At 58.9% G+C, this 26,265-nt stretch carries 20 protein-coding genes and 1 pseudogene; 10 read left to right on the top strand and 11 right to left on the bottom strand.

The window, feature by feature from the left end:
- Window positions 1–52: 52 nt before the first annotated feature.
- Window positions 53–409 (top strand): hypothetical protein, encoded by a 357-nt coding sequence (locus ACO77H_RS23930; RefSeq protein WP_432754645.1) that lies wholly within the window; start codon window positions 53–55, stop codon window positions 407–409.
- A gap of 150 nt (window positions 410–559) precedes the next feature.
- Here the strand turns inward: ACO77H_RS23930 and gdhA are convergent, their stop codons facing one another.
- Window positions 560–1,897: an NADP-specific glutamate dehydrogenase gene (gene gdhA / locus ACO77H_RS23935; protein ID WP_169951074.1), complete on the bottom strand. Its 1,338-nt coding sequence runs from the start codon at window positions 1,895–1,897 to the stop codon at window positions 560–562.
- Window positions 1,898–2,244: 347 nt separating this feature from the next.
- On the bottom strand, window positions 2,245–3,909 hold the full coding sequence (ettA, locus tag ACO77H_RS23940) for an energy-dependent translational throttle protein EttA (RefSeq protein WP_029292090.1): 1,665 nt from the start codon (window positions 3,907–3,909) through the stop codon (window positions 2,245–2,247).
- A 251-nt stretch (window positions 3,910–4,160) separates the two neighbouring features.
- Between ettA and ACO77H_RS23945 the strand changes: the two genes are divergently transcribed.
- From ACO77H_RS23945 to glyA, 3 genes are all read left to right on the top strand, one after another.
- The gene (locus ACO77H_RS23945) at window positions 4,161–4,769 is read left to right on the top strand and encodes a LysE family translocator (protein WP_169951076.1); all 609 of its coding nucleotides are present in this window, start codon (window positions 4,161–4,163) and stop codon (window positions 4,767–4,769) included.
- Window positions 4,770–4,887: 118 nt separating this feature from the next.
- The gene (locus ACO77H_RS23950) at window positions 4,888–8,739 is read left to right on the top strand and encodes a bifunctional diguanylate cyclase/phosphodiesterase (protein WP_170041701.1); all 3,852 of its coding nucleotides are present in this window, start codon (window positions 4,888–4,890) and stop codon (window positions 8,737–8,739) included.
- 242 nt (window positions 8,740–8,981) lie between these two features.
- A complete protein-coding gene (gene glyA / locus ACO77H_RS23955; RefSeq protein ID WP_038443507.1) occupies window positions 8,982–10,235 on the top strand; it encodes a serine hydroxymethyltransferase in 1,254 nt (417 codons plus the stop codon).
- Between the two features lie 176 nt (window positions 10,236–10,411).
- Here the strand turns inward: glyA and yjiA are convergent, their stop codons facing one another.
- The 3 genes from yjiA to ACO77H_RS23970 form a co-directional block, all read right to left on the bottom strand.
- On the bottom strand, window positions 10,412–11,371 hold the full coding sequence (gene yjiA / locus ACO77H_RS23960) for a GTPase (protein WP_169951080.1): 960 nt from the start codon (window positions 11,369–11,371) through the stop codon (window positions 10,412–10,414).
- 178 nt (window positions 11,372–11,549) lie between these two features.
- Entirely contained in the window at window positions 11,550–11,747 is a 198-nt protein-coding gene (locus tag ACO77H_RS23965) for a YbdD/YjiX family protein (protein ID WP_029292120.1), read from the bottom strand.
- Window positions 11,748–11,762: 15 nt separating this feature from the next.
- Window positions 11,763–13,829, bottom strand: coding sequence for a carbon starvation CstA family protein (locus ACO77H_RS23970; protein ID WP_169951082.1), 2,067 nt, complete (start codon window positions 13,827–13,829; stop codon window positions 11,763–11,765).
- 173 nt (window positions 13,830–14,002) lie between these two features.
- On the opposite strand from ACO77H_RS23970, the gene ACO77H_RS23975 reads away from it, so the two are divergent.
- A complete protein-coding gene (locus tag ACO77H_RS23975; protein ID WP_170056696.1) occupies window positions 14,003–14,371 on the top strand; it encodes a PilZ domain-containing protein in 369 nt (122 codons plus the stop codon).
- A 65-nt stretch (window positions 14,372–14,436) separates the two neighbouring features.
- Here ACO77H_RS23975 and radA read toward each other — a convergent pair whose 3' ends face one another.
- The 3 genes from radA to katB all read right to left on the bottom strand — a co-directional run bounded on the left by radA (window position 14,437) and on the right by katB (window position 18,033).
- A complete protein-coding gene (radA, locus tag ACO77H_RS23980) occupies window positions 14,437–15,804 on the bottom strand; it encodes a DNA repair protein RadA (protein ID WP_169951087.1) in 1,368 nt (455 codons plus the stop codon).
- Window positions 15,805–15,839: 35 nt separating this feature from the next.
- On the bottom strand, window positions 15,840–16,370 hold the full coding sequence (locus ACO77H_RS23985; protein WP_432754646.1) for an ankyrin repeat domain-containing protein: 531 nt from the start codon (window positions 16,368–16,370) through the stop codon (window positions 15,840–15,842).
- Between the two features lie 121 nt (window positions 16,371–16,491).
- Window positions 16,492–18,033, bottom strand: a complete 1,542-nt coding sequence (katB, locus tag ACO77H_RS23990) for a catalase KatB (protein ID WP_432754647.1) — start codon at window positions 18,031–18,033, stop codon at window positions 16,492–16,494.
- Between the two features lie 660 nt (window positions 18,034–18,693).
- Between katB and ACO77H_RS23995 the strand changes: the two genes are divergently transcribed.
- Both ACO77H_RS23995 and ACO77H_RS24000 read left to right on the top strand, forming a co-directional pair.
- Window positions 18,694–21,294, top strand: a complete 2,601-nt coding sequence (locus ACO77H_RS23995) for a hypothetical protein (RefSeq protein ID WP_432754648.1) — start codon at window positions 18,694–18,696, stop codon at window positions 21,292–21,294.
- A gap of 13 nt (window positions 21,295–21,307) precedes the next feature.
- On the top strand, window positions 21,308–21,712 hold the full coding sequence (locus ACO77H_RS24000; RefSeq protein ID WP_169951093.1) for a lysozyme inhibitor LprI family protein: 405 nt from the start codon (window positions 21,308–21,310) through the stop codon (window positions 21,710–21,712).
- A 165-nt stretch (window positions 21,713–21,877) separates the two neighbouring features.
- On the opposite strand, the pseudogene ACO77H_RS24005 reads toward ACO77H_RS24000, so the two are convergent.
- Window positions 21,878–22,105, bottom strand: a pseudogene (locus tag ACO77H_RS24005) (IS3 family transposase); the annotation flags it as partial.
- A 263-nt stretch (window positions 22,106–22,368) separates the two neighbouring features.
- Between ACO77H_RS24005 and mscL the strand changes: the two are divergent.
- On the top strand, window positions 22,369–22,785 hold the full coding sequence (gene mscL, locus ACO77H_RS24010; protein WP_169951095.1) for a large-conductance mechanosensitive channel protein MscL: 417 nt from the start codon (window positions 22,369–22,371) through the stop codon (window positions 22,783–22,785).
- Between the two features lie 58 nt (window positions 22,786–22,843).
- Here the strand turns inward: mscL and ACO77H_RS24015 are convergent, their stop codons facing one another.
- Window positions 22,844–23,620 carry a ferredoxin--NADP reductase gene (locus tag ACO77H_RS24015; protein WP_432754649.1) on the bottom strand — a complete coding sequence of 259 codons (777 nt, stop codon included), beginning with the start codon at window positions 23,618–23,620 and terminating at the stop codon, window positions 22,844–22,846.
- A 413-nt stretch (window positions 23,621–24,033) separates the two neighbouring features.
- Between ACO77H_RS24015 and ACO77H_RS24020 the strand changes: the two genes are divergently transcribed.
- Both ACO77H_RS24020 and ACO77H_RS24025 read left to right on the top strand, forming a co-directional pair.
- On the top strand, window positions 24,034–24,744 hold the full coding sequence (locus tag ACO77H_RS24020; protein ID WP_169951099.1) for a helix-turn-helix transcriptional regulator: 711 nt from the start codon (window positions 24,034–24,036) through the stop codon (window positions 24,742–24,744).
- Between the two features lie 177 nt (window positions 24,745–24,921).
- The gene (locus tag ACO77H_RS24025; protein ID WP_432754650.1) at window positions 24,922–26,046 is read left to right on the top strand and encodes a methyltransferase; all 1,125 of its coding nucleotides are present in this window, start codon (window positions 24,922–24,924) and stop codon (window positions 26,044–26,046) included.
- A 51-nt stretch (window positions 26,047–26,097) separates the two neighbouring features.
- Here ACO77H_RS24025 and ACO77H_RS24030 read toward each other — a convergent pair whose 3' ends face one another.
- Complete coding sequence (locus tag ACO77H_RS24030) at window positions 26,098–26,265, bottom strand: DUF2474 domain-containing protein (protein WP_169951104.1); 168 nt, start codon at window positions 26,263–26,265, stop codon at window positions 26,098–26,100.

Raw genomic sequence — 26,265 nt, forward strand, 5'->3', positions numbered from 1 at the left:
AATCCCCTTCTAGACTTCCCTTATCAGCCGCTCAACGGCCTGGGAGTATGAGATGTGGCGGTTCGCCGTAATGCTGGGGGTGATGATGGCGCTTTCAGGCTGCCAATCCACCCACGATGAGTTACTGGCCAAGGGTTATCCACCGCCCTTCGCCGACGGTTTTGACGATGGCTGCAGCAGCGGGCGCCAGGCGGCCGGGGTGATTACTGGGGAGTTTCGCAAGAACGTCCCACGCTATTTGAAAGACCAGGCGTACGCCGAAGGCTGGGAGGACGGCTTTCGCCAGTGCAAGGCCATGCGCGAGAGCGAGGACCAGAATGACTACCGCGAGCGCCATTGGGACGAGCGCGAACGCGCCTGGCAGCAGGAGAAGGACCGCGACGCCGCACGGGCTTATCGCAGCCAGTAACACCAGAGCGAATGTGAGAGTTGACGAGCCCCAGCGAAGCTATGATTGCGCTGGGCCAGGCAGTAAACCTGTGCTGACCTACCGTTATCGCAGCCTCGCTGCGGCTCGACAGCTCCCACAATTGATCATCGGTGTCGCTCAGCTCGCGGTTTAGACGATGCCCTGCGCCAGCATCGCATCCGCCACTTTCACAAAGCCTGCGATGTTCGCGCCCTTCACGTAGTTGACCCGGCCATTCTCCTCACCGTAGTGCACGCAGGCATGGTGGATCGACTGCATGATGTTGTGCAGTTTGCTGTCCACTTCACCGGCGGTCCACAGCAGGCGCATGGCGTTTTGCGACATTTCCAGGCCACTCACCGCCACGCCGCCAGCATTGGAGGCTTTGCCCGGGGCAAACAGAATGCCCGCTTCGATAAAGATATCCACAGCCTCGAGGGTGGTCGGCATGTTGGCGCCTTCGGCCACGCAGATGCAGCCGTTGCGCAGCAGGGTGCGGGCGGCTTCGGCGTCCAGTTCGTTCTGGGTCGCGCATGGCAGGGCGATGTCGCACGCCAGCTCCCATGGGGTCTTGCCGGCGCAAAACTCCAGGCCAAAACGCGCGGCCAGTTCGCTGATGCGCCCGCGCCGTACGTTTTTCAGCTCCAGCAGCGCCGACCATTGCTCGTCGGTCAAACCGCTTTCGCAGTACAAGGTGCCTTCGGAGTCGGACAGGGAAATCACCTTGCCGCCCAGGTCCATGACCTTGCGCGCTGCGTATTGCGCGACGTTGCCGGAACCGGAAACCGCCACGCGCTTGCCTTCGACGCGCTGGCCCTGGCGCTTGAGCATCTCCTCGGCAAAGTACACGCAACCAAAGCCGGTGGCTTCCGGGCGGATCAGGCTGCCGCCGTAGCTCATGCCCTTGCCGGTAAGCACCGAGGTAAATTGGTTGCTCAGGCGCTTGTACTGGCCAAATAGGAAGCCGATTTCCCGGGCGCCCACGCCGATATCGCCAGCCGGTACGTCCACGTCCGCGCCGATATGGCGGTACAACTCACTCATGAACGACTGGCAGAAACGCATGACTTCAGCGTCGCTCTTGCCCTTGGGATCAAAGTCCGAGCCGCCCTTGCCGCCGCCCATCGGCAGCGAGGTCAAGGAGTTCTTGAAGGTCTGCTCGAAGGCGAGGAATTTCAGCACCCCCAGGTTGACCGACGGGTGGAAGCGCAGGCCGCCTTTATAGGGGCCGATGGCGCTGTTCATCTGGATACGGAAGCCGCGGTTGACCTGGACCTTGCCCTGGTCATCGACCCACGATACCCGGAAGGTAATGGCGCGTTCCGGCTCGCAGATGCGCTCCAGGATGCCCGAGGTCAGGTAGTGGGGATTGGCTTCAAGAAAGGGCCACAGACTGCGTAGGACTTCTTCCACAGCCTGGTGGAATTCCGGCTGGTCCGGGTCGCGTTTTTTGAGGCGGGCAAGGAAGGATTCGACGGATTCGATCATGAAAAGTCTCGGCAGATTTATTGTCGTTAATGGCGATTTGCCCAGGACTTTATCAATTCATGTCGCACCGCGACAGGGCAAAATGTCGCTTTTGTGAATTTAAATGGTGCGATAGATATAAATACACGCGCTTTTTTGCCCCAAAACAGGGATTTCAGTTCAAGGGGCGCACCAATAGATAGACCGCGATCGCAGGCAAGCCAGCTCCCACATTAGATCGAGTACCTCTGCTACGACACGGTCAAATGTGGGAGCTGGCTTGCCTGCGATGAAGTCACCTCGGTCCCTCTCAATTGCGCCAAAAAAAACGGAGCCCGAAGGCTCCGTTTTGTTCAAACCAACCCGAATCAGGCGAGTTTTTTGTGCCGTACACGATGCGGCTGGGCAGCCGCTTCGCCCAGGCGCTTCTTGCGATCGGCTTCGTATTCGGTGTAGTTGCCTTCAAAGAACACCGCTTGCGAATCGTCTTCGTACGCCAGGATGTGCGTCGCCACACGGTCAAGGAACCACCGATCGTGAGAGATCACAATCGCGGCGCCCGGGAAGTCCAGCAGGGCTTCTTCCAGGGAACGCAGGGTTTCCACGTCGAGGTCGTTGGACGGTTCGTCGAGCAGCAACACGTTGCCGCCTTCTTTGAGGGTCAGGGCCAGGTGCAAGCGACCGCGCTCACCACCGGACAGGTCCTTGACGAACTTCTGCTGGTCGCCGCCCTTGAAGTTGAAGCGGCCAACGTAGGTGCGCGACGGGATTTCATAGTTGCCGATACGGATCTGGTCGGAACCGTCGGAGATCTGCTGGAACACGGTCTTGCTGCCGTCGAGGTCTTCGCGGCTCTGGTCCACGCAAGCCAACTGCACGGTTTCGCCGACTTCGATGGTGCCCGAATCCGGTTGTTCCTTGCCCATCAGCATACGGAACAGCGTGGATTTACCCGCACCGTTACCGCCGATCACGCCGACGATGGCGCCTTTAGGCATGGAGAAGGACAGGTTGTCGATCAGCACGCGATCGCCATAGCCTTTGCAGACGTTCTTGAATTCGATGACCTTGTCACCCAGGCGCGGGCCGGCCGGGATGTAGATTTCGTTGGTCTCGCTGCGCTTCTGGAACTCCTGGGACTGCATTTCCTCGAAGCGTTGCAGACGGGCCTTGGATTTCGACTGACGGGCCTTGGCGCCTTTGCGCACCCACTCCAGTTCGTCCTTCATGGCCTTTTCATGGGCCGACTGCTGCTTGGATTCAGCGGCCAGACGGTCGGACTTGGCTTCCAGCCAACCGGAGTAGTTGCCCTCGTAAGGGATACCGGCGCCACGGTCGAGCTCCAGGATCCAGCCGGCGACGTTGTCCAGGAAGTACCGGTCGTGCGTGATCGCGACCACGGTGCCCGGGAAGTCATGGAGGAAGTGCTCCAGCCAGGCCACGGAATCGGCGTCCAAGTGGTTGGTCGGTTCGTCGAGCAGTAGCATGTCGGGGGCCGACAGCAGCAGGCGGCACAGGGCCACGCGGCGTTTTTCACCACCAGACAGGTGCTCGACCTTGGCGTCCCAGGCCGGCAGGCGCAGCGCATCGGCGGCGACTTCCAGCTGGCGCTCCAGGTTGTGACCGTCGCCAGCCTGCAGGATGGCTTCGAGCTTGGCCTGTTCGGCAGCCAGTTTGTCGAAGTCGGCATCCGGCTCGGCGTAGGCGGCGTAGACCTCGTCCAGGCGGGCCTGGGCGTCCTTGATCACGCTGACGGCTTCCTCGACCACTTCACGCACGGTCTTGGACGGGTCCAGGATCGGCTCTTGCGGCAGGTAGCCGATGTTCAGTTCAGGCATCGGGCGGGCTTCGCCTTCGAACTCGGTATCGACGCCAGCCATGATTTTCAGCAGCGTGGACTTACCCGAACCGTTGAGGCCGAGTACGCCGATCTTGGCGCCCGGGAAGAAGGACAGCGAAATGTTTTTCAGGATTTCCCGCTTCGGTGGAACAACTTTGCCCAACCGATGCATGGTGAAAACGTATTGAGCCAAAATGTGGACCTCGTAAAAAGATGAGAACAGGGCCTGCGTAGCGTCATGGCGCTGTACGTAGCACATCGAATGATCAAGGTTAACCTAAGTCGGCGGCGGCGGGCAGATTGACAGGCGCTTTTGAGCCGCGCTTTTTCCTGCAGCGGGCCAGATGTAACACAATACCCGGCAACCCCTCCCTAGAAGAAGACACATGGCACATACATGCAGGATCACGCCTTACCCCCTGACAGTCGCGCAAGACAGCTTCCATGCTTAGTGTCATGTCTGCGCTGGGGTTGTTGCTATTGATGCCGGGACCGACCAATACCCTGTTACTGCGCGCAGGCGTGCTCTCGGGTTTCAGGCGGGCCTGGACCCTGAGCCTGTTGGAGTGCCTGGCTTACCTGCTGCAGATTGCTTTTTGGGGCTACGTCCTCAGCCATATGGGGGCCAATGCGCCGTGGTGTTTGAAGGTGATGCAGTTCGTCTCGATCTGTTACCTGGTCAAGACCTCGTACAGCCTGTGGCGCGAGCCCGCCGCCGATCTGCCCCCATTGCCCGGAGAGCGGGTGTCGAGGTGGCATTTCTTTTTACTGACGCTGATCAACCCGAAGGGTTTGCTGGTGGTTTCGTTCATCGTGCCGGTGCAGACCTTTGCCGACATGGCCTTGTACGGGCAGTTCGCCATGCAATTCACGGCGGTGGTGATCCCCGTAGGGTGCGCCTGGGTGCTGTTCGGCGCACGCCTCAAACGCAGCGGACATGCCTGGCTGACCCCGCAGAACATAAACCGCACATCTTCTGTGGTTATCAGTTGCTTTGCACTGGCGATTCTATTCAGACTGGCGGATGCCCTGATCAGTACCGGCCCGGCCTGATAGTCCCGCCAGGCGGGGCTGGCACTTTGCCACAACTCAAGGCATGCTAGCCGCCCTCCGGGCGTCCGGCTTATAGTGCACGTCGCGCGCCAGTACAGCCAAACCGCAGGATCACAGCTTGACCAACGTAACAAAGCCAAGCCCCTTGCGCGCAGCGCATATTGCGCCCGGCGCCCCCCTGCACGGAACCCTCAAGGGCGCGCTGGCGACGCTGGTCCTGTTGCTGCTCGCGTTATTGTTCTGGCAGTTGCTGGACCAATTGCAGCAGAACCAGAAGAACCAGCAGCAATACACCATCGACTACAGCGCCGACCTGGCCGAACAGATCAGCCTGAACATGGCCCTGAGCGCGCAAATCGCCCTCAACCTGCTGCCGATCGTCGAACCTCCACGCAATGAAGAACAGCACCAGGCCCTGATGCGCAGCCTGCAGCGCTCGTTACCGGAACTGCGCAGCGTCGCCCTGCTCGCCCCCAGCGGCGCGATCATCAGTGATACCGCCGACAACAGCCAGGACAGCGCCTGGCTTGAAGAGCTGGTCAAGCGCAGCCACGCCCAGTCCTATTACCTGAGCAACAACAGCGACGGCTCCATCATCTACCTGCTGCTGCACCAACCCAGCGGCGGCGCCAAAATGTACTGGGCGTTGCGCCTGGCCCCCAATTACCTGGCCAACCTGACGCGCCAGGACGGCCAGGGGCCACGGCCGATGTGGGCGATTGAAAACCAGTTGAACCACCGGGTGGTCAGTCGTGACAGCGGCATGCCCAGCCAGTGGTCGGCCGGGCTGACCCCGGAAGAGCTGAACAAGACCGTGCTGGTCACGCCCTTGAGCAAAAGCGACTGGCAACTGCGCGGGCTGTTTGATCGCGCCGCCGTGCTGGAGCAACTGCTGCCGGCGTTTATCGGCAAGTGCCTGCTGGGCCTGGCCTTTTCGCTGATCCCGGTGCTGGTGCTGCTGAACATGCGGCGCCGCCAGCGCCAGGTCAATGAAGGCCGGCGCCGCTACCAGGATATTTTCGAAGGTACCGGCGTGGCCTTGTGCGTGCTCGACCTGTCGGGCCTGCGCGGTTTCTTCGACAAGGCCCAGTTGCACACCCGCGAACAACTGCAGGACTGGCTGCAAAACAGCCCCGAGCAACGCCAGCAACTGCTCAAGGAGCTGCGCATCACCGAGGTCAACCAGGTCGCGGTGCGCCTACTGAATGTGGCGTCCTGCGAACAGGCGTGGGAACGTTTGATCGACGGTTGCCCACTGGACACCAGCGCCATTGGCTACGCAGTGCTTGAGGCAGTGCTGACCCAGCAGAAACAGCTGGAGTTGGAGATTCAACTCAGCGACATCGAAGGCAACGACCAGTACCTGTGGCTGGTGATGCGCCTGCCGGAAGAACAGCACGACTACAAGGCGGTGATCCTCAGCATCAGCGATATCACCAGCCGCAAACTGGTGGAGCTGTCGCTGGTGGAGCGCGAGGCGTTCTGGTCGGACGTGGTGCGCACCGTGCCGGATCACCTGTATGTGCAGGATGTGATCAGCCAGCGCATGATCTTCAGCAACCACCACCTGGGCCACACCCTGGGCTACAACAAACACGAACTGCAGCAGATGGGCGAGTATTTCTGGGAGATCCTGCTGCACCCCGAAGACGCCGAGCACTACCACGACCTGCGCCAGCAGCAACGCGCCGCCGGGTACCTGGCGCAGTTGCAATGCCAGTTGCGCTTTCGGCACCGCAACAATCAGTGGCGGCGCTTCGAGATCCGCGAACAGGCCCTGGCCCGGGACAAGACCGACCAGGTCACGCGGATTATCGGGGTGGCCAAGGACATTACCGACCAGATCGAAGCCAGCGAATCCCTGCGCGACAGCGAACAGCGCTACCGCATGCTGGCCGAAAGCATCAGCGACGTGATTTTCTCCACCGACAGCAAACTGGCCCTCAACTACGTCAGCCCGTCGGTGAATGCGGTGCTGGGCTATGAAGTCGACTGGATCTTCAAGAACGGCTGGCAATCGACCATCGCCAACCCACAGCAACTGACCGGCATCTACACCCTTGTGGAACGGGTCAGCCGCGCCCTGGACCAGCCCGAAGCCCTGGCCTTGCTGCGCGATGACGTGCAGACCCAACTGTTCCTGTTCGATTGCCTGCGGGCCGATGGGCGCAAGGTGCCGATCGAACTGCGCCTGGTGCTGGTGTGGGACGAGCACGGCGCGTTCGAAGGCATCCTCGGCGTGGGCCGCGATATCAGCCAGCAACGCCGCGCCGAGAAAGACCTGCGCATGGCGGCCACCGTATTCGAACACTCCACCTCGGCGATCCTGATCACCGACCCCGCCGGCTATATCGTGCAGGCCAACGAAGCCTTCAGCCGGGTCAGCGGCTATGCCGTGGCCGATGTGCTCGACCAATTGCCGAACATGCTCACCGTCGACGAACAGCAGGAAGCCCACCTGCGCTATGTGCTCAAGCAGTTGCACCAGCACAGCACCTGGGAAGGTGAAGTGTGGCTCAAGCGCCGCAGTGGCGAGCATTACCCGGCCTGGGTCGGCATTACCGCCGTGCTCGATGACGAGGGCGACCTGGCCAGCTACGTGTGTTTTTTCAGCGACATCAGCGAGCGCAAGGCCAGCGAACAACGCATCCACCGCCTGGCCTACTACGACGCCCTGACCCACCTGCCCAACCGCACGCTGTTCCAGGACCGCCTGCACACCGCGTTGCAATCGGCGGAGCGGCAGAAGTCGTGGGTGGTGCTGATGTTCCTCGACCTCGACCGCTTCAAACCGATCAACGACTCCCTGGGTCATGCCGCGGGCGATCGCATGCTCAAGGAAATGGCGACCCGCCTGCTCGGCTGTGTGGCCGAGGACGATACCGTGGCGCGCATGGGCGGTGACGAGTTCACCTTGCTCCTGCAACCCCGGGTCAGTCGCGAGATGGCGTTGAACCGCGCGATCCACGTGGCCGAGCAGATCCTCGCCAGCCTGGTGAAGCCGTTTGTGCTGGAGGGCCGCGAGTTTTTTGTCACCGCCAGTATCGGCATCGCCCTGAGCCCTCAGGACGGCAACGAACTGAGCCAACTGATGAAAAACGCCGACACCGCGATGTACCACGCCAAGGAGCGCGGCAAGAACAACTTCCAGTTCTACCAGGCCGACATGAACGCCAGCGCCCTGGAGCGCCTGGAGCTGGAAAGCGACCTGCGTCATGCCCTGGACCAGAACGAATTCGTGCTCTATTACCAGCCGCAGTTCAGTGGCGATGGCAAACGTTTGACCGGCGCCGAAGCCCTGCTGCGCTGGCGTCACCCGCGCCGTGGCCTGGTGCCGCCGGGGGATTTCATCCCGGTGCTGGAAGAATTGGGCCTGGTGGTGGACGTGGGCGACTGGGTGATCGACGAGGCATGCCGCCAACTCAAGACCTGGCACCAGAACAAGGTGCGGGTGCCCAAAGTCTCGGTGAACATCTCGGCGCGGCAGTTCTCCGACGGGCAGTTGGGCACGCGGATCGCCACCATCCTCAAGGAAACCGGCCTGCCGCCGGCGTGCCTGGAGCTGGAGCTGACCGAAAGTATCCTGATGCGCGAGGTCAACGAGGCCCTGCAGATCCTTGCCAGCCTGAAAAACCTCGGCCTGAGCATCGCCGTGGACGACTTCGGCACCGGCTACTCATCGCTCAACTACCTCAAGCAATTCCCCATCGACGTGCTGAAGATCGACCGCACGTTCGTCGACGGCCTGCCCTCCGGCGAGCAGGACGCGCAAATCGCCCGGGCAATCATTGCCATGGCCCACAGCCTGAACCTGGCGGTGATCGCCGAAGGCGTGGAAACCCATGAGCAACTGGACTTCCTGCGCGAGCACGGCTGTGACGAGGTGCAGGGTTATCTGTTTGGGCGACCGATGCCGGCCAATCGGTTTGAGGCGCAGTTCTGTAACGACGCCCTGTTCATGTTTGACTGAAAATCATCAGATGATGCTGATGGCCCCTTCGCGAGCAAGCCCGCTCCCACATTCGACCGTATTCCACCTGAAGGAACCCGATTGAATGTGGGAGCGGGCTTGCTCGCGAAGGGGCCCTCAAATACGCCATCCATCTCTGGATGAACGCCACTTGTCCGCGACATGATGTCCTTTCATATGCCATCTAAAACCCATTGGGTTAGAATGCCCCTCTTTTCTGCCCCCGATCCTTGAGGACCGCCATGTTCAGCCGTGATTTGACTATTGCCAAGTACGACGCCGATCTCTTTGCCGCCATGGAGCAAGAAGCTGTGCGCCAGGAAGAGCACATTGAGCTGATCGCTTCGGAAAACTACACCAGCCCTGCGGTGATGGAGGCTCAAGGTTCGGTTCTGACCAACAAGTACGCCGAAGGTTATCCGGGCAAGCGTTACTACGGCGGTTGCGAATTCGTCGATATCGTCGAGCAACTGGCCATCGACCGTGCCAAGGAACTGTTCGGCGCCGATTACGCCAACGTCCAGCCACACGCCGGCTCCCAAGCCAACGCGGCCGTTTACCTGGCCCTGCTGCAAGGCGGCGACACCATCCTGGGCATGAGCCTGGCCCACGGCGGTCACCTGACCCACGGTGCCAGCGTTTCCTCCTCCGGCAAGCTGTACAACGCTGTGCAGTACGGCATCGACGGCAACGGCCTGATCGACTACGACGAAGTCGAGCGCCTGGCGGTCGAGCACAAGCCAAAAATGATCGTGGCCGGGTTCTCTGCCTACTCGCAGATCCTCGACTTCCCACGCTTCCGTGAGATCGCTGACAAAGTTGGCGCCTACCTGTTCGTCGACATGGCCCACGTGGCCGGCCTGGTCGCCGCTGGCGTCTACCCGAACCCGGTGCCTTACGCTGACGTGGTGACCACCACCACCCACAAGACCCTGCGCGGTCCACGTGGCGGCCTGATCCTGGCTCGTGCCAACGCCGATATCGAGAAGAAGCTCAACTCCGCCGTCTTCCCGGGCGCCCAAGGTGGCCCGCTGGAGCACGTGATCGCCGCTAAAGCGATCTGCTTCAAGGAAGCATTGCAGCCTGAGTTCAAGACTTACCAGCAACAAGTGGTGAAGAATGCCCAGGCCATGGCCAGTGTGTTCATCGAGCGCGGTTTTGACGTGGTGTCCGGCGGTACTGAGAACCACCTGTTCCTGCTGTCGCTGATCAAGCAGGACATCTCCGGTAAAGATGCTGACGCTGCCCTGGGCAAAGCCTTCATCACCGTGAACAAGAACTCGGTACCGAACGATCCACGTTCGCCGTTCGTCACCTCGGGCCTGCGCTTCGGCACCCCGGCTGTGACCACTCGTGGCTTCAAGGAAGCAGAGTGCAAGGAACTGGCTGGCTGGATCTGCGACATCCTGGCTGATCTTTCCAACGAAGCCGTGATTGACGCGGTACGTGAGAAGGTCAAGGCCATCTGCAAGAAGCTGCCGGTATACGGCGCTTGATTGCAGGCGCTTGAATAAAAAGCCCGGCTCTTGAGCCGGGCTTTTTTATGCCTGTTGGAACGCGGTCAACATGTGGGAGCGGGCTTGCCTGCGATAGCAGTGGGTCTGCCAACTCATCATTGACTGGTCTACCGCTATCGCAGGCAAGCCCGCTCCTACACTGGTCGCGTTTCAAGTCAGGGTTGGTAGACCCGCTGGAAACCCGCGCGAATCTTCTCTTGCGGCAACTCATCGGCAATAAACACAATCACGCTTTCCCGCGGCTCGCCTTCAGCCCATTCGGTGTCCCAATCGAACCCGTAGAGCTTGAGCACGCCCTGGAACACCATGCGCCGATCTTCACCGGCGATGTTCAGCACGCCCTTGTAGCGCAGCAGTTGTTTGCCGTGCTCTTCCAGCAACTCGTTCATGAACTCGCTGAGGCGGTCGATATCCAGCGGCTGGTCGGTGCGCAGTACCAGGCTGGAAATGCGGTCGATGGACGGCGCCTGGCTGACCGGGCGCAAGGTCATGCCTGCGTTGAGGTTGAAGCCGCGCACATCCAGCAGTTCAGCCAAGTCGATCTTGCCATGTTCCACCACACGGATCGGCGCGCGACGGTTGATTCGGCTCAGGCGCTGGCTGAGGGCCTCGAAGCTGGCGTCGTCGACCAGGTCGCGCTTGCTCACCAGCAGGCGGTCGGCAAAGCCGATCTGCGCCTGGGCGATGGTCTGGGTCAGATGGTGCTCGGCGTGGGCCGCGTCCACCAGGGTGATGATGCCGTCGAGAAGATAGCGCTCGCGCAGTTCTTCATCGATAAAAAAGGTCTGGGCCACCGGCGCCGGGTCGGCCAGGCCGGTGCATTCGATCACCAGGCGGTCGAAGGCGATTTCGCCGCTGTCCAGGCGTTCGAGCAGCAGGTACAGGGCCTTGGTCAGGTCGGTGTGGATGGTGCAGCACACGCAACCGTTGGACAGGGTCATGACTTGGACCGGTTCATCACCCAACAGCTGGGTGTCGATGCCGGCGTCACTGAATTCGTTTTCGATCACGGCGATTTTCAAGCCGTGCTCGGCCTTGAGCAGGTGGCGCAGCAAGGTGGTCTTGCCAGCGCCGAGGAAGCCGCTGAGGACGGTGACGGGGATGGGAGAGGACAAAATATTCTCCTTGAGGAAACACAAAACAAATGTGGGAGCGGGCCTGTGTGGGAGCGGGCTTGCTCGCGATGCAGGCAACTCGGTCTACCTGGTATACCGAGGTGATGCTATCGCGAGCAAGCCCGCTCCCACACAAGCCCGCTCCCACAGGGGATCACATAGGCCCAAGCCTATGGGTTCAACAGCACTTGGGCCCGCCCTTGCCGCCGTAACGGGCTTCCTGGCGCTCCCGGAAGAACGCCTTGTAGTCCATCATCGGCTTGTCCGGGTGCTTGGTTTGCATATGCTCGACGTAGGTGTCGTAGTCGGGCATGCCGACCATCAGGCGGGCTGCCTGACCGAGGTATTTACCGAGGCGACCAATGTCATTGAACATGTTTGCAACCCTCTATCACGCGTCCGGCATGGCTTGGAATGGTGCTTCTTTATCCGTACGTTCCTTGGTACCCCAGGCGGCCACGCCGACTTTGATCGCATAGAACAGGATGCTGAAGACCACGAACAGGAACAATACCGTCAGCGTGGCGTTGGTGTAGGCATTCCAGATCACGTGCTGCATCTGGTCGATGCTCTTCGCCGGGGCCAGGATCTGCCCGTTGGCCAACGCATCGCTGTATTTTTTTGCCAACGACAGGAAGCCGATCGCCGGGTTAGCGTCGAACAGCTTGATCAGGCCGGCGGTCACGGTGCAGATCAGCAGCCAGACAGCCGGCAGCATGGTTACCCAAATGTAGCGCTGGCGCTTCATTTTGATCAGCACAACGGTCGCGAGCATCAGCGCGATACCGGCCAGCATCTGGTTGGAGATGCCGAACAGTGGCCACAAGGTATTGATGCCACCCAGCGGGTCGATCACGCCCTGGTACAGCAAGTAGCCCCACATCGCCACGCAGCCGGCGGTGGCGATCAGGTTGGCAGTCCACGACTCGGTACGCTTGAGCGCCGGGACGAAGGAGCCGAGCAGATCCTGGAGCATGAAGCGCCCGGCACGGGTCCCGGCGTCAACGGCGGTCAGGATGAACAGCGCTTCGAACAAGATCGCAAAGTGGTACCAGAACGCCATGGTGTTTTCACCCGGCAGCACGCTGTGCAGGATCTGCGCGATGCCGACCGCCAGGGTCGGCGCACCGCCGGCACGGGCCAGGATGGTGGTTTCACCGATGTCATTGGCCACCGCTTGCAGCGCTTCCGGGGTAATCGCAAAGCCCCAACTGCTGACGGTTTGCGCAACAGTCACCACATCGGTGCCGACAATCGCCGCAGGGCTGTTCATGGCGAAGTAAACGCCTGGCTCGATCACCGACGCGGCAACCATGGCCATGATGGCGACGAACGACTCCATCAACATGCCGCCATAACCGATGTAGCGCGAGTGGGCTTCATTGGCCAACAGCTTGGGCGTGGTGCCCGAGGAAATCAGTGCGTGGAAACCCGATACCGCGCCACAGGCGATGGTGATGAACAGGAACGGGAACAGGCCGCCCTTCCAGACCGGGCCGGTGCCATCGACAAACTGGGTCAGTGCCGGCATTTTCAGGTCGGGCATGGTGACCAGGATGCCGATTGCCAGGGCAATGATGGTGCCGATTTTCAGGAATGTAGACAGGTAGTCACGCGGGGCCAGGATCAGCCACACCGGCAATACCGCAGCCACGAATCCGTAGCCGACCAGCATCCAGGTGATCTGGATCCCGGTGAAGGTGAATGCCTTGGCCCATACCGGATCAGCAGCAATCTGCCCGCCCAGCCAGATCGAGCCCAGCAGCAACAGCACGCCAATGATCGAGATCTCGCCGATGCGGCCCGGGCGGATGTAACGCATGTAGACGCCCATGAACATCGCGATCGGGATGGTCGCCATCACCGTGAAGATGCCCCACGGGCTTTCGGCCAGAGCCTTGACCACGATCAGCGACAACACCGCGAGGATGATGATCATGATCAAAAAGCAGCCAAACAGCGCGATGGTCCCGGGAATGCGGCCCATCTCTTCGCGGACCATGTCCCCCAGGGAACGGCCGTTGCGACGGGTGGACAGGAACAGGATCATGAAATCCTGCACGGCCCCCGCCAGCACCACGCCGGCAATCAGCCATAGCGTACCCGGCAGGTAACCCATCTGCGCCGCCAATACCGGGCCGACGAGAGGTCCCGCACCCGCGATGGCCGCGAAGTGGTGACCGAACAGAATGTGTTTGTTGGTCGGCACATAGTCCAGACCGTCGTTGTTGATCACTGCGGGGGTGGCCCGCCGTGGATCGAGTTGCATCACATTATTTGCGATGAACAGGCTGTAGTAACGATAAGCCACCAGATAAATGGCGACTGCCGCGACTACAATCCACAAGGCGTTGATCGCCTCGCCGCGACGCAAAGCCACTACGCCCAGGGCGCACGCTCCTACGATTGCCAGCAACAGCCAGGGTAGATGGCGTAGCAGGCTATTATTATTTTTCATTTTTATATTCCAGCCAGGTTGGACAGAAAGACAGCCAGTCCGAGTTTAGCGCGCTGTGCCCTAAAGACCAGCCCCCTACGTTGGTCTAGAGCCTTGCCGGGGCGAAAAAAAGCGAAATAAACGCCCGATAATGGCGCAAGGCTACAATCCCTGTATCTACAGAGGGTTTCACCATGAGCGACCAGCCGTCAGATCGCCGCCGTTTTCGGCGGATTGCCTTCGATGCCAAGACCGAACTCATGCAGGACGGCCAGCAATGGCCGGTGCAACTGGTGGATTTATCGCTCAAGGGCTTGCTGGTGCAAAAGCCTGCGCCGTGGCTGGGCAAGGGTGACGAGCCCTTTGATGTGGACATTCACCTGGACGCCGATACGGACGTGCGCATGCAAGTGCGGCTGAGCCATGACGACCAGGGGCAACTGGGGTTTGTCTGCGAGCATATCGATCTGGACTCGATCAGCCATTTGCGCAGGTTGATCGAGCTCAATCTGGGGGATGAGGAGGAGCTGCATCGGGAGCTGGGCGAGCTGCTCAACATCTGACGATGTGCACACATCAATGTGGGAGCAGGCTTGCCCGCTCCCGCAGGGCGTTGTGGTGTTGCGGGTTATTCGAACAAAGCATCCAGTGCCTGTTCCAGTCGGGTCACACCAATAATCTGCAACCCCGGCGGCGCCTCCTTCGGCGCGTTGCCCTTGGGCACGATGGCGCGCTTGAAGCCATGCTTGGCAGCTTCCTTGAGCCGTTCTTGGCCGCTGGGCACCGGGCGCACTTCGCCCGACAGGCCCACTTCGCCAAATACCAGCAGGTCATGGGGCAACGGTCGATTGCGCAGGCTGGACATCACCGCCGCCATCAATGCCAGGTCCGATGCGGTTTCCAGCACCTTGACGCCGCCCACCACGTTGAGGAACACGTCCTGGTCATGGGTCGGAATCCCGCCATGGCGATGCAACACCGCCAGCAACATCGCCAGGCGGTTCTGATCCAGGCCCAGGGTCACGCGGCGCGGGTTGGCCAGGTGGCTGTCGTCCACCAGGGCCTGGACTTCCACCAGCATCGGCCGGGTGCCTTCCCACGTCGCCATCACCACGCTGCCCGGTACTTCTTCCTGGGCGCGAGTAAGAAAGATCGCCGAAGGGTTGGAGACTTCTTTCAGCCCCCGGTCAGTCATGGCGAACACACCCAGCTCGTTGACCGCGCCGAAACGGTTTTTCACCGCCCGCAACAGGCGCAGGCGTCCATCGGACTCACCCTCGAAATACAGCACCGTATCCACCATATGCTCCAGCACCCGCGGGCCGGCCAACGCGCCTTCCTTGGTGACATGGCCCACCAGGAAAATCGCCGTGCCGCTTTGCTTCGCGTAGCGCACCAGCAACGCCGCACTTTCCCGCACCTGGGACACCCCACCCGGCGCCGATTGCAGTTGCTCGGTGAAGATTGTCTGGATCGAGTCGATCACCATCACCTTGGGTTTTTCCACGCGGGCGGTGGCGATGATGCTTTCAATGCAGGTTTCGGTCATGACCCGCAGTTGGTCCTGGGGCAAGCCCAGGCGGCGGGCGCGCATGGCCACTTGTTGCTGGGATTCTTCGCCGGTGACGTACAGGGCCGGCATGCGGCTGGCGATGCTGCACAGGGTCTGCAGGAGGATGGTCGACTTGCCGATACCCGGGTCGCCGCCGATCAACACCACCGAGCCGTCCACTAGGCCGCCGCCGAGCACCCGGTCGAGCTCGCCGGACGCGGTGGAGAAACGCGGAATTTCCTCGACGCTGACTTCTGCCAGGGTCTTGATCTGGGCTTGTTGCCCGGTCCAACCGGAGCGCCCGCTGGGCGCCGCAGCCCCGCCGCTTTCAATCATGGTTTCAGTGAGGGTGTTCCACGCCCCGCATTCGCCACACTGGCCCGCCCATTTGGGAAAGGTCGCGCCGCACTCCGTGCAGCCATACATGCGCTTGGCCTTTGCCATCTGAGAATCTCCAACCGAAAAACCGCGATGATAGCTCAGCGCGGCGCTGCGGTACGGATTTCACCGTTGGCCAATCGTGTAGCGCTGTTGCCCAGTGGGTCTTCGGCATTCAGGTCGGCGCCCTGGGCCTTGAGTGCATCGAGCAGTTCGACGCGCTTGAACAGCCCCGCGTACATCGCCGCCGTCTGTCCGGCGCCGTTGCGTTGGTCGGGGTTGCAGGCGGTACCCAGCAAACGCTGGGCAATGCTCAACTCGCCCTTGAAGATCGCGCCCATCAGCGCTGTATTGCCGCGATTGTCCTGGACACAGGCATCGGCACCGGCCGCCAACAGTTGTTCCACAGCAGGGGCCTGGCCGTGGTAGGCGGCGAGGATCAGTGCGGTGTAGCCCTTGCCATCGACGGTATTGAGGGAATAACCGGATTCGATAAAAGTCTTGAGCATTTCCACGTCGCCACGTCGGGCGGCGTCGAAGTAGTAATCCTGTAACTGCGCCTTGAGGGCCTGTGGGTCGGCGAATACGCTCAAGGACCAGCAGGCCAGTAGGGCCCCTATAAAACTACGCATAATCAACATCCTCTGCAGGTCCCTTGTAGGCGCCGGCTTGCCGGCGATGGCCCCCCAAAGATCACCATCGTCTTCAGCGACCTCATCGCCGGCAAGCCAGCTCCTACAGGGAGATGTGCCGTTAGTCCGTCAGCTTTTCAGCCAGCGCCCTGACTCGCGCCAGGTCACCCTTGGCTACTTTGGCCACGCCCGTGCCGTACTCCGGGTCAGCTTTGTAGAGGAACGACAGGATGATGTGTTTGCTGACGTCATCCGAGGTCGCCAGGGAGCCGCCAAAGTTGTCGATCAAGTCCTGGCGTTCCTTCTTGTTGTAGGACCGATACAAATCGCCCGCCTGCTTGAAGTTCTGCTCACGCTGGATCTTCGCTTGCTGGGTGCTGCCGGCCAGGGGCATCTGGCTGTAACGCGCGCTTTGCGGCTCTTCCCGGGGTACCAGGCGGCTTGGCTGATAGTTCACGCCAGTGCTGGTCTTGCCGACGTTCATCGCGCCATCCTGGTTACCGTTGTTGACGGTGACCCGTGGAGCGTTGATCGGCAGTTGCAGGGCATTGGCGCCCAGGCGATACATCTGCGTATCGGCGTAGGAGAACACCCGACCTTGCAGCATGCGGTCTTCCGACGGCTCGATACCCGGTACCAGGTTCGCCGGGGCCATGGCCACTTGCTCGGTTTCCTGGAACACGTTGCCGGGGTTGCGGTTCAGCACCATTTGCCCGACTTTGCGCTCGGGAACATCGGGCCAGATCTTGGTGGCGTCCAGTGGGTCGAAATCAAACTTGGCCAGTTCTTCGGGCTTGAGCACTTGCACATACAAGTCCCACTTGGGGAAGTCGCCCTTGTTGATATGAGTAACCAGGTCGTTAGTCATATGGCTGTAATCACGGCCCTGGACCTCGACAACTTGTTTGGGGTCCAGGTTCTTGATGCCCTGCAGGCTCTTCCAGTGAAACTTGACGTAGTGCACTTCACCCTTGGCGTTGATCAACTTGTAGGCATGTACGCCATTGCCGTCCATCTCCCGATAACTGGCGGGGGTGCCGGAGTCCGAATACAACTCAGTGAGGGTGCGGGTGGACTCGGGAACATGGGAGAAGAAGTCAAAACGCCGGGAGTCATCATCCAGGTTAGTGCGCGGGTCCGGCTTGAAGGCATGGACCATGTCCGGGAACTTGATCGCGTCGCGGATAAAGAAGGTCGGGAAGTTATTGCCGACCAAGTCCCAGTTACCTTCGGCGGTATAGAACTTGGTGGCGAAGCCGCGTGGGTCGCGCAGGGTTTCCGGGGAGTGGTTGCCGTGCACTACAGCAGAGAACCGCACAAATACCGGCGTGGCCTCACCGGCGGCAAACACTTTGGCCTTGGTCAGGTCGCTGAGGTTGTCGGTGACGGTGAAGGTACCGTGGGCGCCGGTGCCACGGGCGTGCACCACACGCTCCGGGATGCGTTCACGGTCAAAGCGTTGCAGCTTCTGGATCAGTTGTACATCTTGCAGCAGGACCGGGCCGTTGGCGCCGGCGGTCTGCGAGTTCTGGTTGTCACCCACGGCCGCGCCATTATCGCGAGTGAGGTTGGCGGCACTGACCGACAACGACAACAAACTGGTACTGGCAATCAATAGCAGATTGCGCGCAGCAATAGACCTGCGGCTAATAAGGTTTTTCATCAAGCAATCCTCTGGTTTTTTTAAATGCACTTTTACGGGTGCTTGCCAGAGGCTAGTGATCCTGGCGCCAGAAGATAAATAGAAAAGCCACACCAACCCGATTAAAAAAATAGTGTGGTAAGACACTGAAATGCCGGGTATTTCGCGCGCGATTGGTGGCACTTTGCAAACTATTTGTGTACTCCAGTGATAGTGACCACTCATTCCAGAGAATGTGAGCCACCTGTGCTGGTGATTCTGAGCCAGGCGAAATCCTGCTTACGGGGTTCACCCAATAGACGGTTAATTTGCAACTTGAGTCATCAGTTTAGTTAGCTAGCTGTAGCTGCTTGTAATCGAAATTAGCCATGTTCTCAATCAATGCTTTTTCTGCTCAGGTTAATTCTGCCTGACGGACTCTTTGCGCTCACATTGTTTGCAACTGACAGCCCATCAAGCGTTCGTTTTGGAGGGGGAGCAATGGAGCCAAAAACCAACATAAGCCCTTCCAGCGTGTGCATTCCGGCGATTGCGAACCAATCGCGAGCTGATAATGCCCTGCTGATCAACCAAATCCTTTGGGAGTGAGTGACTTTGGGAAAGGTCCTATTTACTTCCGATAACCACCGCTCCAGGGTGCCTTGGTCCCACCCCATTGCACAAGCAGGAGTGAAATACAGCATGGCTAACGTGCTATCTCAGGTTTTTAACTTCTTCAGCAGTGACCGTGTGGCCCCGAGTTATGCGTCAAGTGCGCCGGATTTAGTGCCGTCAGAAGCAGATCAGGTCCCGCCTCATGTGCTGACACCAACAAGTACCGCTGCCCTGCAACCACTGAGGAACTGGAGCCATCCTTTCAAGGACGGACGCAATCCGCTGCTTCAGTTAACTCAATTGGCCAAGGCGACGGCGGGTTACTACCCGTTGGGGCGCAATGGCCTCTGGCACGGCGGTGTGCATTTTGACGGTGGCACCGCTGACACCCTGGATCAGTCCAGCGTGCATTGCCTGGGGGACGGCGAAGTGGTGGCTTATCGCATCGATGAGCACTCACCGACCACGACCTACTTCGTCGATGAACTGTGCGTAGCAAAGCCGTTCTCACGTAATTTTGTGCTAGTGCGCCACCACCTCCAGCCGCCTAAAATCGAAGGCAGCCAGGATGCGCCGCCCAGCTTGACCGTCTACAGCCTGTACATGCACCTACAGGGCTGGGCGGATTACCAACGTGACTTGGGCATAGCCCGCCCAGCGTTCTGGCCCGAGGGGCAGAACCGTCGGATCAAGGCAACGGTGACAGACATACTCCCAGGCCATCCAGAGCAACGAGGTCTGAAGGTGTTTAACCAGGCGCAGCAGGGCAAAGTGCTCGCCATCCTACCGCGGGGTGCGGAGGTGACCGTTACCGGAGAGGGGGATTACCGCAAGCTGGAGAACACCAATGGACCGGACGGCCTGAAAAGCGCCGATGGTTCGTTATGCGGCTACCTTTCCATGAATTTTTTGGAACCCATCGCCGGGGACGAGTATCGGGCCAAGGGCAATCCGTCGCTCAACGTCCGGGCTGAAGCGAACGGCAGTAGCACCGTTATTACGACGCTACCACAGGGTACGGAAGTGACGGTCCGTGGTGAGGGCGAATTCCGCAAGTTGGAGCGGGTGAACCAGTACATTCATTTCAATTCGCTGGAGGATGCGCGTGCGCCGATGGCGGACCGCATCGTGGTCCTCGACCACCCCATAGCCATCAAGGCCGGCGAGCTAATTGGTCACCTTGGGTTGTATCAAGACGGCGGTGCGCAGCACCCGGAAAAGAAACTGCACCTGGAAGTGTTCAGCGCCGATGACGTGGGTCTGTTCATCGAAGCTAGCCGGGCTTGGGCAGATCGACTGCCCGCCACTGGCAAGACCTGGCTGAAACTGGCCAAGGGCACCACGGTGGTGACGCATCAGGCGAGTTTCAACGCCACGCAGCCCCCAACCTTGAACGCCGCCAATACACCCAGCGATGCCGATTTATTGGTCCCTAAAAGCCTTCTCAATAGCCTGCGCGCCACGGATAAAATCGTGATCCCGGCGACGGCTGATCGCAAAGCTTATAACTGGTACCACCTCGATGGGCTGCTGCATGACGCTAACAACGAGTTGCTCGACGGTTGGGTGCGCGAAGAAGTGGGGGTTACTCCTTGGGTTAATCCTTGGTCGTGGGAGGGGTATGGAATCATTCACAACTACGACGCTCCCCGGCAATACCTGGCCTCGTTCTTCCGAGCGGTTAGCCGCTTCAGTGAAGGGGAAGTTGAGCGCCATGGGGCTTTGGCTGATAAGGCGGATAACGGCACGATGATGTGTCGTCTGTACGACATTATCGACCGTAACCATGATGGAAAGATGACCGCTGAAGAGCTTCAAGCAGCGATTGGTTTGCCCGCGCAAGCGCAGGCACTTGCGCAATTAATTATCTATTACGTCAGCGAGTGGCAGTACACCCCCAGTAAGTGGGACGCACTGGACGAAGTGCTGGGCCATAGCGGCTCAACCCCACTTCTGAACTGGGTCGCGGAGAAAGAGCGGATCAAGCAAATCAATTGGTGGGATGAGGTAGCGCCCAAGGTTGGGTTGCCAGTGTTGGGGGGTGTGTATCACTTTCATCCGGTGGGGTTGGTGGGGCTATTCGCCTATATTGGTCCTGGGTCGAAGATACTTGCTGGTCAAATCACCTTTAATGCTGAGGGGAATGATATATCAAGCTCAATGTACTATAGCAAAGTCATTCACTGGCCTGGAAATGATCTGTCTGGAGTAACTTTAGGTCGGGGTTATGATATGGGGAGTCGAACACAGAGCGAAATATACGCTCATATGACTCAAGCAGGCATAGAAAATGAGCAAGCCAGAAAAATTTCGTTAGCGCATGGATTAAAAGGATTGGACGCAAGAAACTTTGTAAGAAACAACCAAGCATTGATTGGCGAAATAACAGGCGACCAACAAATACGCCTGTTTAACATTGTTTACCCTGACTACATAGATAGAGCAGTTTTTATTTATAATAAATGGACTGCCTCTGAGGTTGGAAGACTTGAGTGGGTGAGCCTGGATCAGGCCATTCGTGATGTGCTAGTTGATTTTGTGTACCAGGGGTTTACTACTGGGCCTAACCCAATGAAATCAGGCATGCGCAATAGCAGGTCGGAAATGATTTCATACATTGAAAGTACGCCCGCCATTAACCAGTACGAGCAAGGTCGGAAACGAGCCGATTACTTAAGAAAATATTAGTAGAGGATACATTATGACTATAAGATTTGTTTTGACTTTATCATTTTTTGTTTCATACGCTTGTTATGCAGAATCTCCACAGCCAGTTTTTTGCTCTGATATAGGTACAGATAGCCAAGGAATATACGAATGCTCTAAACGTAAAAATACAGATGCAGACATTCAATTAAATAGCACCTACAAAGCGCTAAACAATAAAATAGATACTGAGTATAAAATCGATCCAATGTTAGGTGCTTCACTTAAAGAACACATAAAAAAATCACAGAGAGCCTGGATTATTCTAAGGAATGAAAATTGCGCCATTGAAAGCTTTATGGTTGACCCTGGAACACAAGCATTCGAAACGACAAAAAATTTTTGTATGGCTAGACAAAGTATTGAAAGAATCCACTATTTGAATGATTTAAAGCTATAAATGGTGGGAGCCGGAATCCCCAGATTTTCATTTGCAGGTAGCGTGAGCCCGTCGCGATGAAACGCGAGCCCACGCCGTCGAATGCAAGCTCATTTGCAATTAATGTGAGCCGAAGGCTGGACTGGACTGCCCCCGGCATCGTAGACATCTCCAGCCTATGCTGGACTACCCCCGCTCCCGTAGACATTTTCCAGCCTCAAAGGCCTCAGGACTGATGCCGCCCAGGTGACTGTGACGACGCGTTCGGTTGTAAAACGCCTCAATGTAATCGAATACGTCGGCACGGGCCATGTCCCGGGTTTTGTAGATCCTCTTGCGGATGCGTTCTTTTTTCAGGCTACTGAAAAAAGACTCACCTACGGCATTGTCCCAGCAGTTTCCTCGGCGGCTCAGTCCAAGCATAGGCTGGAGATGTCTACGATGCTGGGGGCAGTCCATTCTTGGGGGCCGCTGGGTCAGTACTCGACATGCGCCGCGTTGCAACTTGAGTGGCTCACAACCACTGGAAACAAATGTCACAACCACCAGCGCCCATAAACTATTTGCGTTTTAATGTGTCGATTGCAACGAACAGTGTTAACAGTTGTGTCGAGCAAGTCACTGCAGACTGACTTACACTGAGTTCCTCTCCTCTCAACTGTAACAAGGAATAACCTATGGGCGTGATCAGTGAGTTCAAGGCCTTCGCGGTCAAAGGTAATGTGGTCGACATGGCGGTCGGTATTATCATCGGCGCCGCCTTCGGCAAAATTGTTTCGTCCTTCGTAGGCGACGTGGTGATGCCGCCCATCGGCCTGCTGATCGGCGGTGTAGACTTCGGTGACCTGGCGGTAACGCTCAAGGCAGCCCAGGGCGATGCACCTGCGGTGGTCCTGGCCTACGGTAAATTCATCCAGAGCGTCATTGACTTTGTGATCGTCGCGTTCGCGATCTTCATGGGTGTCAAGGCCATCAACCGTCTCAAGCGTGAAGAAGCCGTGGCGCCAAGCCTGCCACCGGTCCCCACCAAGGAAGAGGAACTGCTGGGGGAGATCCGCGATCTGCTCAAGGCCCAGAACAACAAGCCCCTGTAGCCGACCCGCAATACCTGTCGGCCACAGAAAAAGGCGCCCCTGACCGGGCGCCTTTTTTCTACCAGTAGTTTTCTACCGCCACCTGCCCTGGCCGACGCGCCAGGCTCAGTTGCATATCACGCTGCTTGAGCAGTTGCCGGGTGTCATCGATCATCTGCGGATTGCCGCAAATCATCACCCGCGAATGCAAAGGCGTCAGCGCTACGGCCGCCGCACGCTCCAGCTCGCCATTTTCGATCAGGGTCGTGATCCGCCCATTCAATGCACCCGGCCGCTGCTCACGGGTCACGATAGGCAGGTAGGTGAGTTTATGGGCGTGTTCGCTCAAGTACTCGCGCTCGCCCAATTCCTTGATCAGGGTCTGGTAGGCCAGCTCCCGAGCTTCCCTGGCGCTGTAGACCAGGATGATCCGCTCGAATTTTTCCCAGGCTTCAAAGTCCTGCAGGATCGACAGAAATGGTGCGATCCCCGTGCCGGTGCCCAGCAGCCAAAGGTCACGACCATCGACAAAACGATTCAGGGTCAAGAAACCGGTGGCCTGGCGCTCCACCAGCAACTCGTCGCCCACCCGCAGGCGACTCAGCTCACTGGTGAACTCACCACCGGGCACCACAATAGAGAAAAACTCCAGGAACTCATCAAAGGGCGACGACACCACCGAATAGGCACGCCACACCAGGCTGCCATCGGGTTTGGTCACGCCCAGGCGAACAAACTGCCCGGCGGTGAAACGGAACCCCGGGTCCCGGGTAGTACGCAGGGTAAACAGGCTGGGGGTCAACGACTGCACATCGATCAGGGTCTGGCGTGTGAATTTTTCCGCACTGGCCGTCATGGGGGGCTCCGGTCTACAGGTAACCCCTAGTGTCCCCCAAAGCGACGCCTGGAAACACCGTTGGTTTGTAGTGACATCCTGCGTGCCTCCACTGACCAATACAGAAAAGATGGCCATCTGCCTTCAATTCAAACCATTTGGCTATTAAGTCCTACTCATAACCCCTACATGAAAATTCATAAACTGTATCGCAACCCTGCCCTAAGCAAATGAATGACAAAGAAATTCACTCACATCATCAGCCCCCCCGCCCGCGCGCCCAGGACCATGGGTATCAATCAGTTCTACTAAAAAACGCAACGCTAAGTGCGAAAATTCCCATCTGGGTTTTACATGCTGTCCTACACTCGATTCGGTAACGCTAAGGGGACCGCGTTGCGAACAATCAGTGTGCGACTCATGGAGATTTACCAATGGTCAACTGGCGCAACACACGTCTACCCAAACTAGAAGGTGAGGATGAGGTGACGACTATGTTCGAGGCTGCTCTGAACATTACCTATGAGCTGGGCTTTGAATATTGCGGTTTTATGATGGGCTCCAATGCGGTTTATCAGCCATTCAAGAACATCCACCTCAATAATTATCCAAGTGAATGGAACACTCTCTACAAAACAGAACATTACTTCGATATGGACCCGCTGGTCAGCCACTGCAAACGCGATGTACTGCCCATCGTCTGGGAAGAAAAAACCTACTCTGCAGTGCCGGACATGTGGGTTCACTTGCAAGCCCAGGGTCTCAATTTTGGCTGGGCGCAGTCGGTGCATGACTTCCGTGGCTTTTTCAGCATGATCAACCTGGGACGACGCCAGGAACCGGTGCAAGCCCAGGAACTGTATGAGAAAGCCGGCCAGGTCTTGTGGATCTGCCATGCCTTGCATACCGTCGCGGCCCAGGCCTATGCCAAGGAGCCGGCCTGCCAGTGCCCCACCAAGCTCACCAGTCGCGAGACCGAAATCCTGCAATGGTCGGCACTGGGCAAGACAGCTGCCGATATCGCGACAATTCTCTGCCTGTCCGAGCGCACTGTCGGTTTTCATATCAGCAGTGCGATGCGCAAGCTGGGGGTGAGCAATAAGATTGCCGCGGTGATCACGGCAGTCAAACACGGCCTTTTTTGAGTACAGCCCGCGCCCCCCCATGTTGAAAACACCGAATGTAATCCGCCGGAAAAAAACGTAACATTTACGGCCAGTTCTGAGTGATGACGCCGCTCGTCAACGCCCGCGTCGCAGTCCACTCAGAAGGTTCCGCGCCAGGCCCGGAACACCCGTCGATTATCCAGAGTTCCCCCCGCCATGCCCCTGCTCGATAGCCCCTTCGCCCAACTCGACCTGATCCGCCAGCCCGAGCAGCAAAACGAACCGCTGCAAGCCTTCGATGCGGCCGACGAGTATCTGCTTGCCTACCTGGCCGAGCAGCAACCGGCCAGCAGCACCCGCGTACTGGTGCTCAATGACAGTTTTGGGGCATTGGCGGCCAGCTTTGAGGGGCATGTGCATGTCACCAGCAGCGGCGATTCATTCCTCGGCGCCCAGGCCCTGCAAAAAAACCTGATGCGCAATGGCAAGGCCTTCGATGCCCTTTCGTTCGTGCCTGCCAGCCAGGTGCCCAGCGGGCCCTTCGATCGGGTACTGATCCGGGTACCAAAAACCCTGGCGCTGCTCGAAGAACAATTGATCCGCCTGCAGGACCAATTGGCGCCAGGTGCCGAAGTGATCGCGGGGGCCATGGTCAAGCACCTGCCCCGCGCCGCCGGTGAACTGCTGGAGCGTTACATCGGGCCGATGCACGCGTCGCTGGCGGTGAAAAAGGCCAGGTTGCTGATCGCCACCCTGGCTGATCGCCCTCGCGTCGTATCGCCCTACCCCACGCGTTATCGCCTGGACGCGCCGGCCATCGAGCTACTCAACCACGCCAATGTGTTCTGCCGCGAAGGCCTGGATATCGGCACCCGTGCCTTCCTGCCCCATCTGCCGCACAACCTGGGGAATGCCCGCGTGGCTGACCTGGGTTGCGGCAACGGCGTGCTGGCGATTGCCAGCGCCCTGCACAACCCCGAGGCGCAGTACACCTTGGTGGACGAGTCCTATATGGCCGTACAGTCGGCCGCCGAAAACTGGCGCGCGGCCCTGGGTGAGCGGCCCGTGATAATTCGCCCCGGCGACGGCCTGGCGGACCAGGAGCCGCAATCGTTGGACGTGGTGCTATGCAACCCGCCGTTCCACCAGCAGCAGGTGGTGGGGGATTTCCTTGCATGGCGCATGTTCCAGCAGGCCCGCGAAGCGCTGGTAGTCGGCGGCGCGTTGTACATCGTCGGCAACCGCCACCTGGGTTATCACAGCAAGCTGGCGCGCCTGTTCCGTGGTGTGGAGCAGGTGGCGGCGACACCAAAGTTCGTGATTCTCAAGGCCCGCAAATAACACAGGCAAAAAAAACCCTCCATTAAAGGAGGGTCAAGACTGCATGGGATGTCAGTGAGTGCTCAGGCCCGCGGCGTTCATGAACATGCGCATCAGGCTGGCCACCACGAACAGGGCCAGGACGCTGCCGGTCCAGATCATTGCCAACCAGCCCAGGCGTTGCCACAGCGGCTTTTTCTCGGCCTGTTCGATATCGTCCAGTGAAGGTTTACCGGTCAT

The sequence above is a fragment of the Pseudomonas sp. WMBT8 genome (assembly GCF_050916005.1).
In the GTDB taxonomy this organism is placed as follows: Bacteria; Pseudomonadota; Gammaproteobacteria; order Pseudomonadales; family Pseudomonadaceae; genus Aquipseudomonas.

What these genes read in the sequence shown, in the direction of transcription:
- ACO77H_RS23995 (WP_432754648.1), top strand. Translation starts at nt 18,694, where the DNA reads ATGGCTAACGTGCTATCTCAGGTTTTTAACTTCTTCAGCAGTGACCGT.
- ACO77H_RS23965 (WP_029292120.1), bottom strand. Translation starts at nt 11,747, where the DNA reads ATGTTCAATGACATTGGTCGCCTCGGTAAATACCTCGGTCAGGCAGCC.
- mscL (WP_169951095.1), top strand. Translation starts at nt 22,369, where the DNA reads ATGGGCGTGATCAGTGAGTTCAAGGCCTTCGCGGTCAAAGGTAATGTG.
- radA (WP_169951087.1), bottom strand. Translation starts at nt 15,804, where the DNA reads ATGGCAAAGGCCAAGCGCATGTATGGCTGCACGGAGTGCGGCGCGACC.
- ACO77H_RS24030 (WP_169951104.1), bottom strand. Translation starts at nt 26,265, where the DNA reads ATGACCGGTAAACCTTCACTGGACGATATCGAACAGGCCGAGAAAAAG.
- ACO77H_RS24025 (WP_432754650.1), top strand. Translation starts at nt 24,922, where the DNA reads ATGCCCCTGCTCGATAGCCCCTTCGCCCAACTCGACCTGATCCGCCAG.
- ACO77H_RS23930 (WP_432754645.1), top strand. Translation starts at nt 53, where the DNA reads ATGTGGCGGTTCGCCGTAATGCTGGGGGTGATGATGGCGCTTTCAGGC.
- gdhA (WP_169951074.1), bottom strand. Translation starts at nt 1,897, where the DNA reads ATGATCGAATCCGTCGAATCCTTCCTTGCCCGCCTCAAAAAACGCGAC.
- glyA (WP_038443507.1), top strand. Translation starts at nt 8,982, where the DNA reads ATGTTCAGCCGTGATTTGACTATTGCCAAGTACGACGCCGATCTCTTT.
- ACO77H_RS23945 (WP_169951076.1), top strand. Translation starts at nt 4,161, where the DNA reads ATGCTTAGTGTCATGTCTGCGCTGGGGTTGTTGCTATTGATGCCGGGA.
- ACO77H_RS24000 (WP_169951093.1), top strand. Translation starts at nt 21,308, where the DNA reads ATGACTATAAGATTTGTTTTGACTTTATCATTTTTTGTTTCATACGCT.
- ACO77H_RS23985 (WP_432754646.1), bottom strand. Translation starts at nt 16,370, where the DNA reads ATGCGTAGTTTTATAGGGGCCCTACTGGCCTGCTGGTCCTTGAGCGTA.
- ACO77H_RS24015 (WP_432754649.1), bottom strand. Translation starts at nt 23,620, where the DNA reads ATGACGGCCAGTGCGGAAAAATTCACACGCCAGACCCTGATCGATGTG.
- ACO77H_RS24020 (WP_169951099.1), top strand. Translation starts at nt 24,034, where the DNA reads ATGGTCAACTGGCGCAACACACGTCTACCCAAACTAGAAGGTGAGGAT.
- katB (WP_432754647.1), bottom strand. Translation starts at nt 18,033, where the DNA reads ATGAAAAACCTTATTAGCCGCAGGTCTATTGCTGCGCGCAATCTGCTA.
- ACO77H_RS23975 (WP_170056696.1), top strand. Translation starts at nt 14,003, where the DNA reads ATGAGCGACCAGCCGTCAGATCGCCGCCGTTTTCGGCGGATTGCCTTC.
- ACO77H_RS23970 (WP_169951082.1), bottom strand. Translation starts at nt 13,829, where the DNA reads ATGAAAAATAATAATAGCCTGCTACGCCATCTACCCTGGCTGTTGCTG.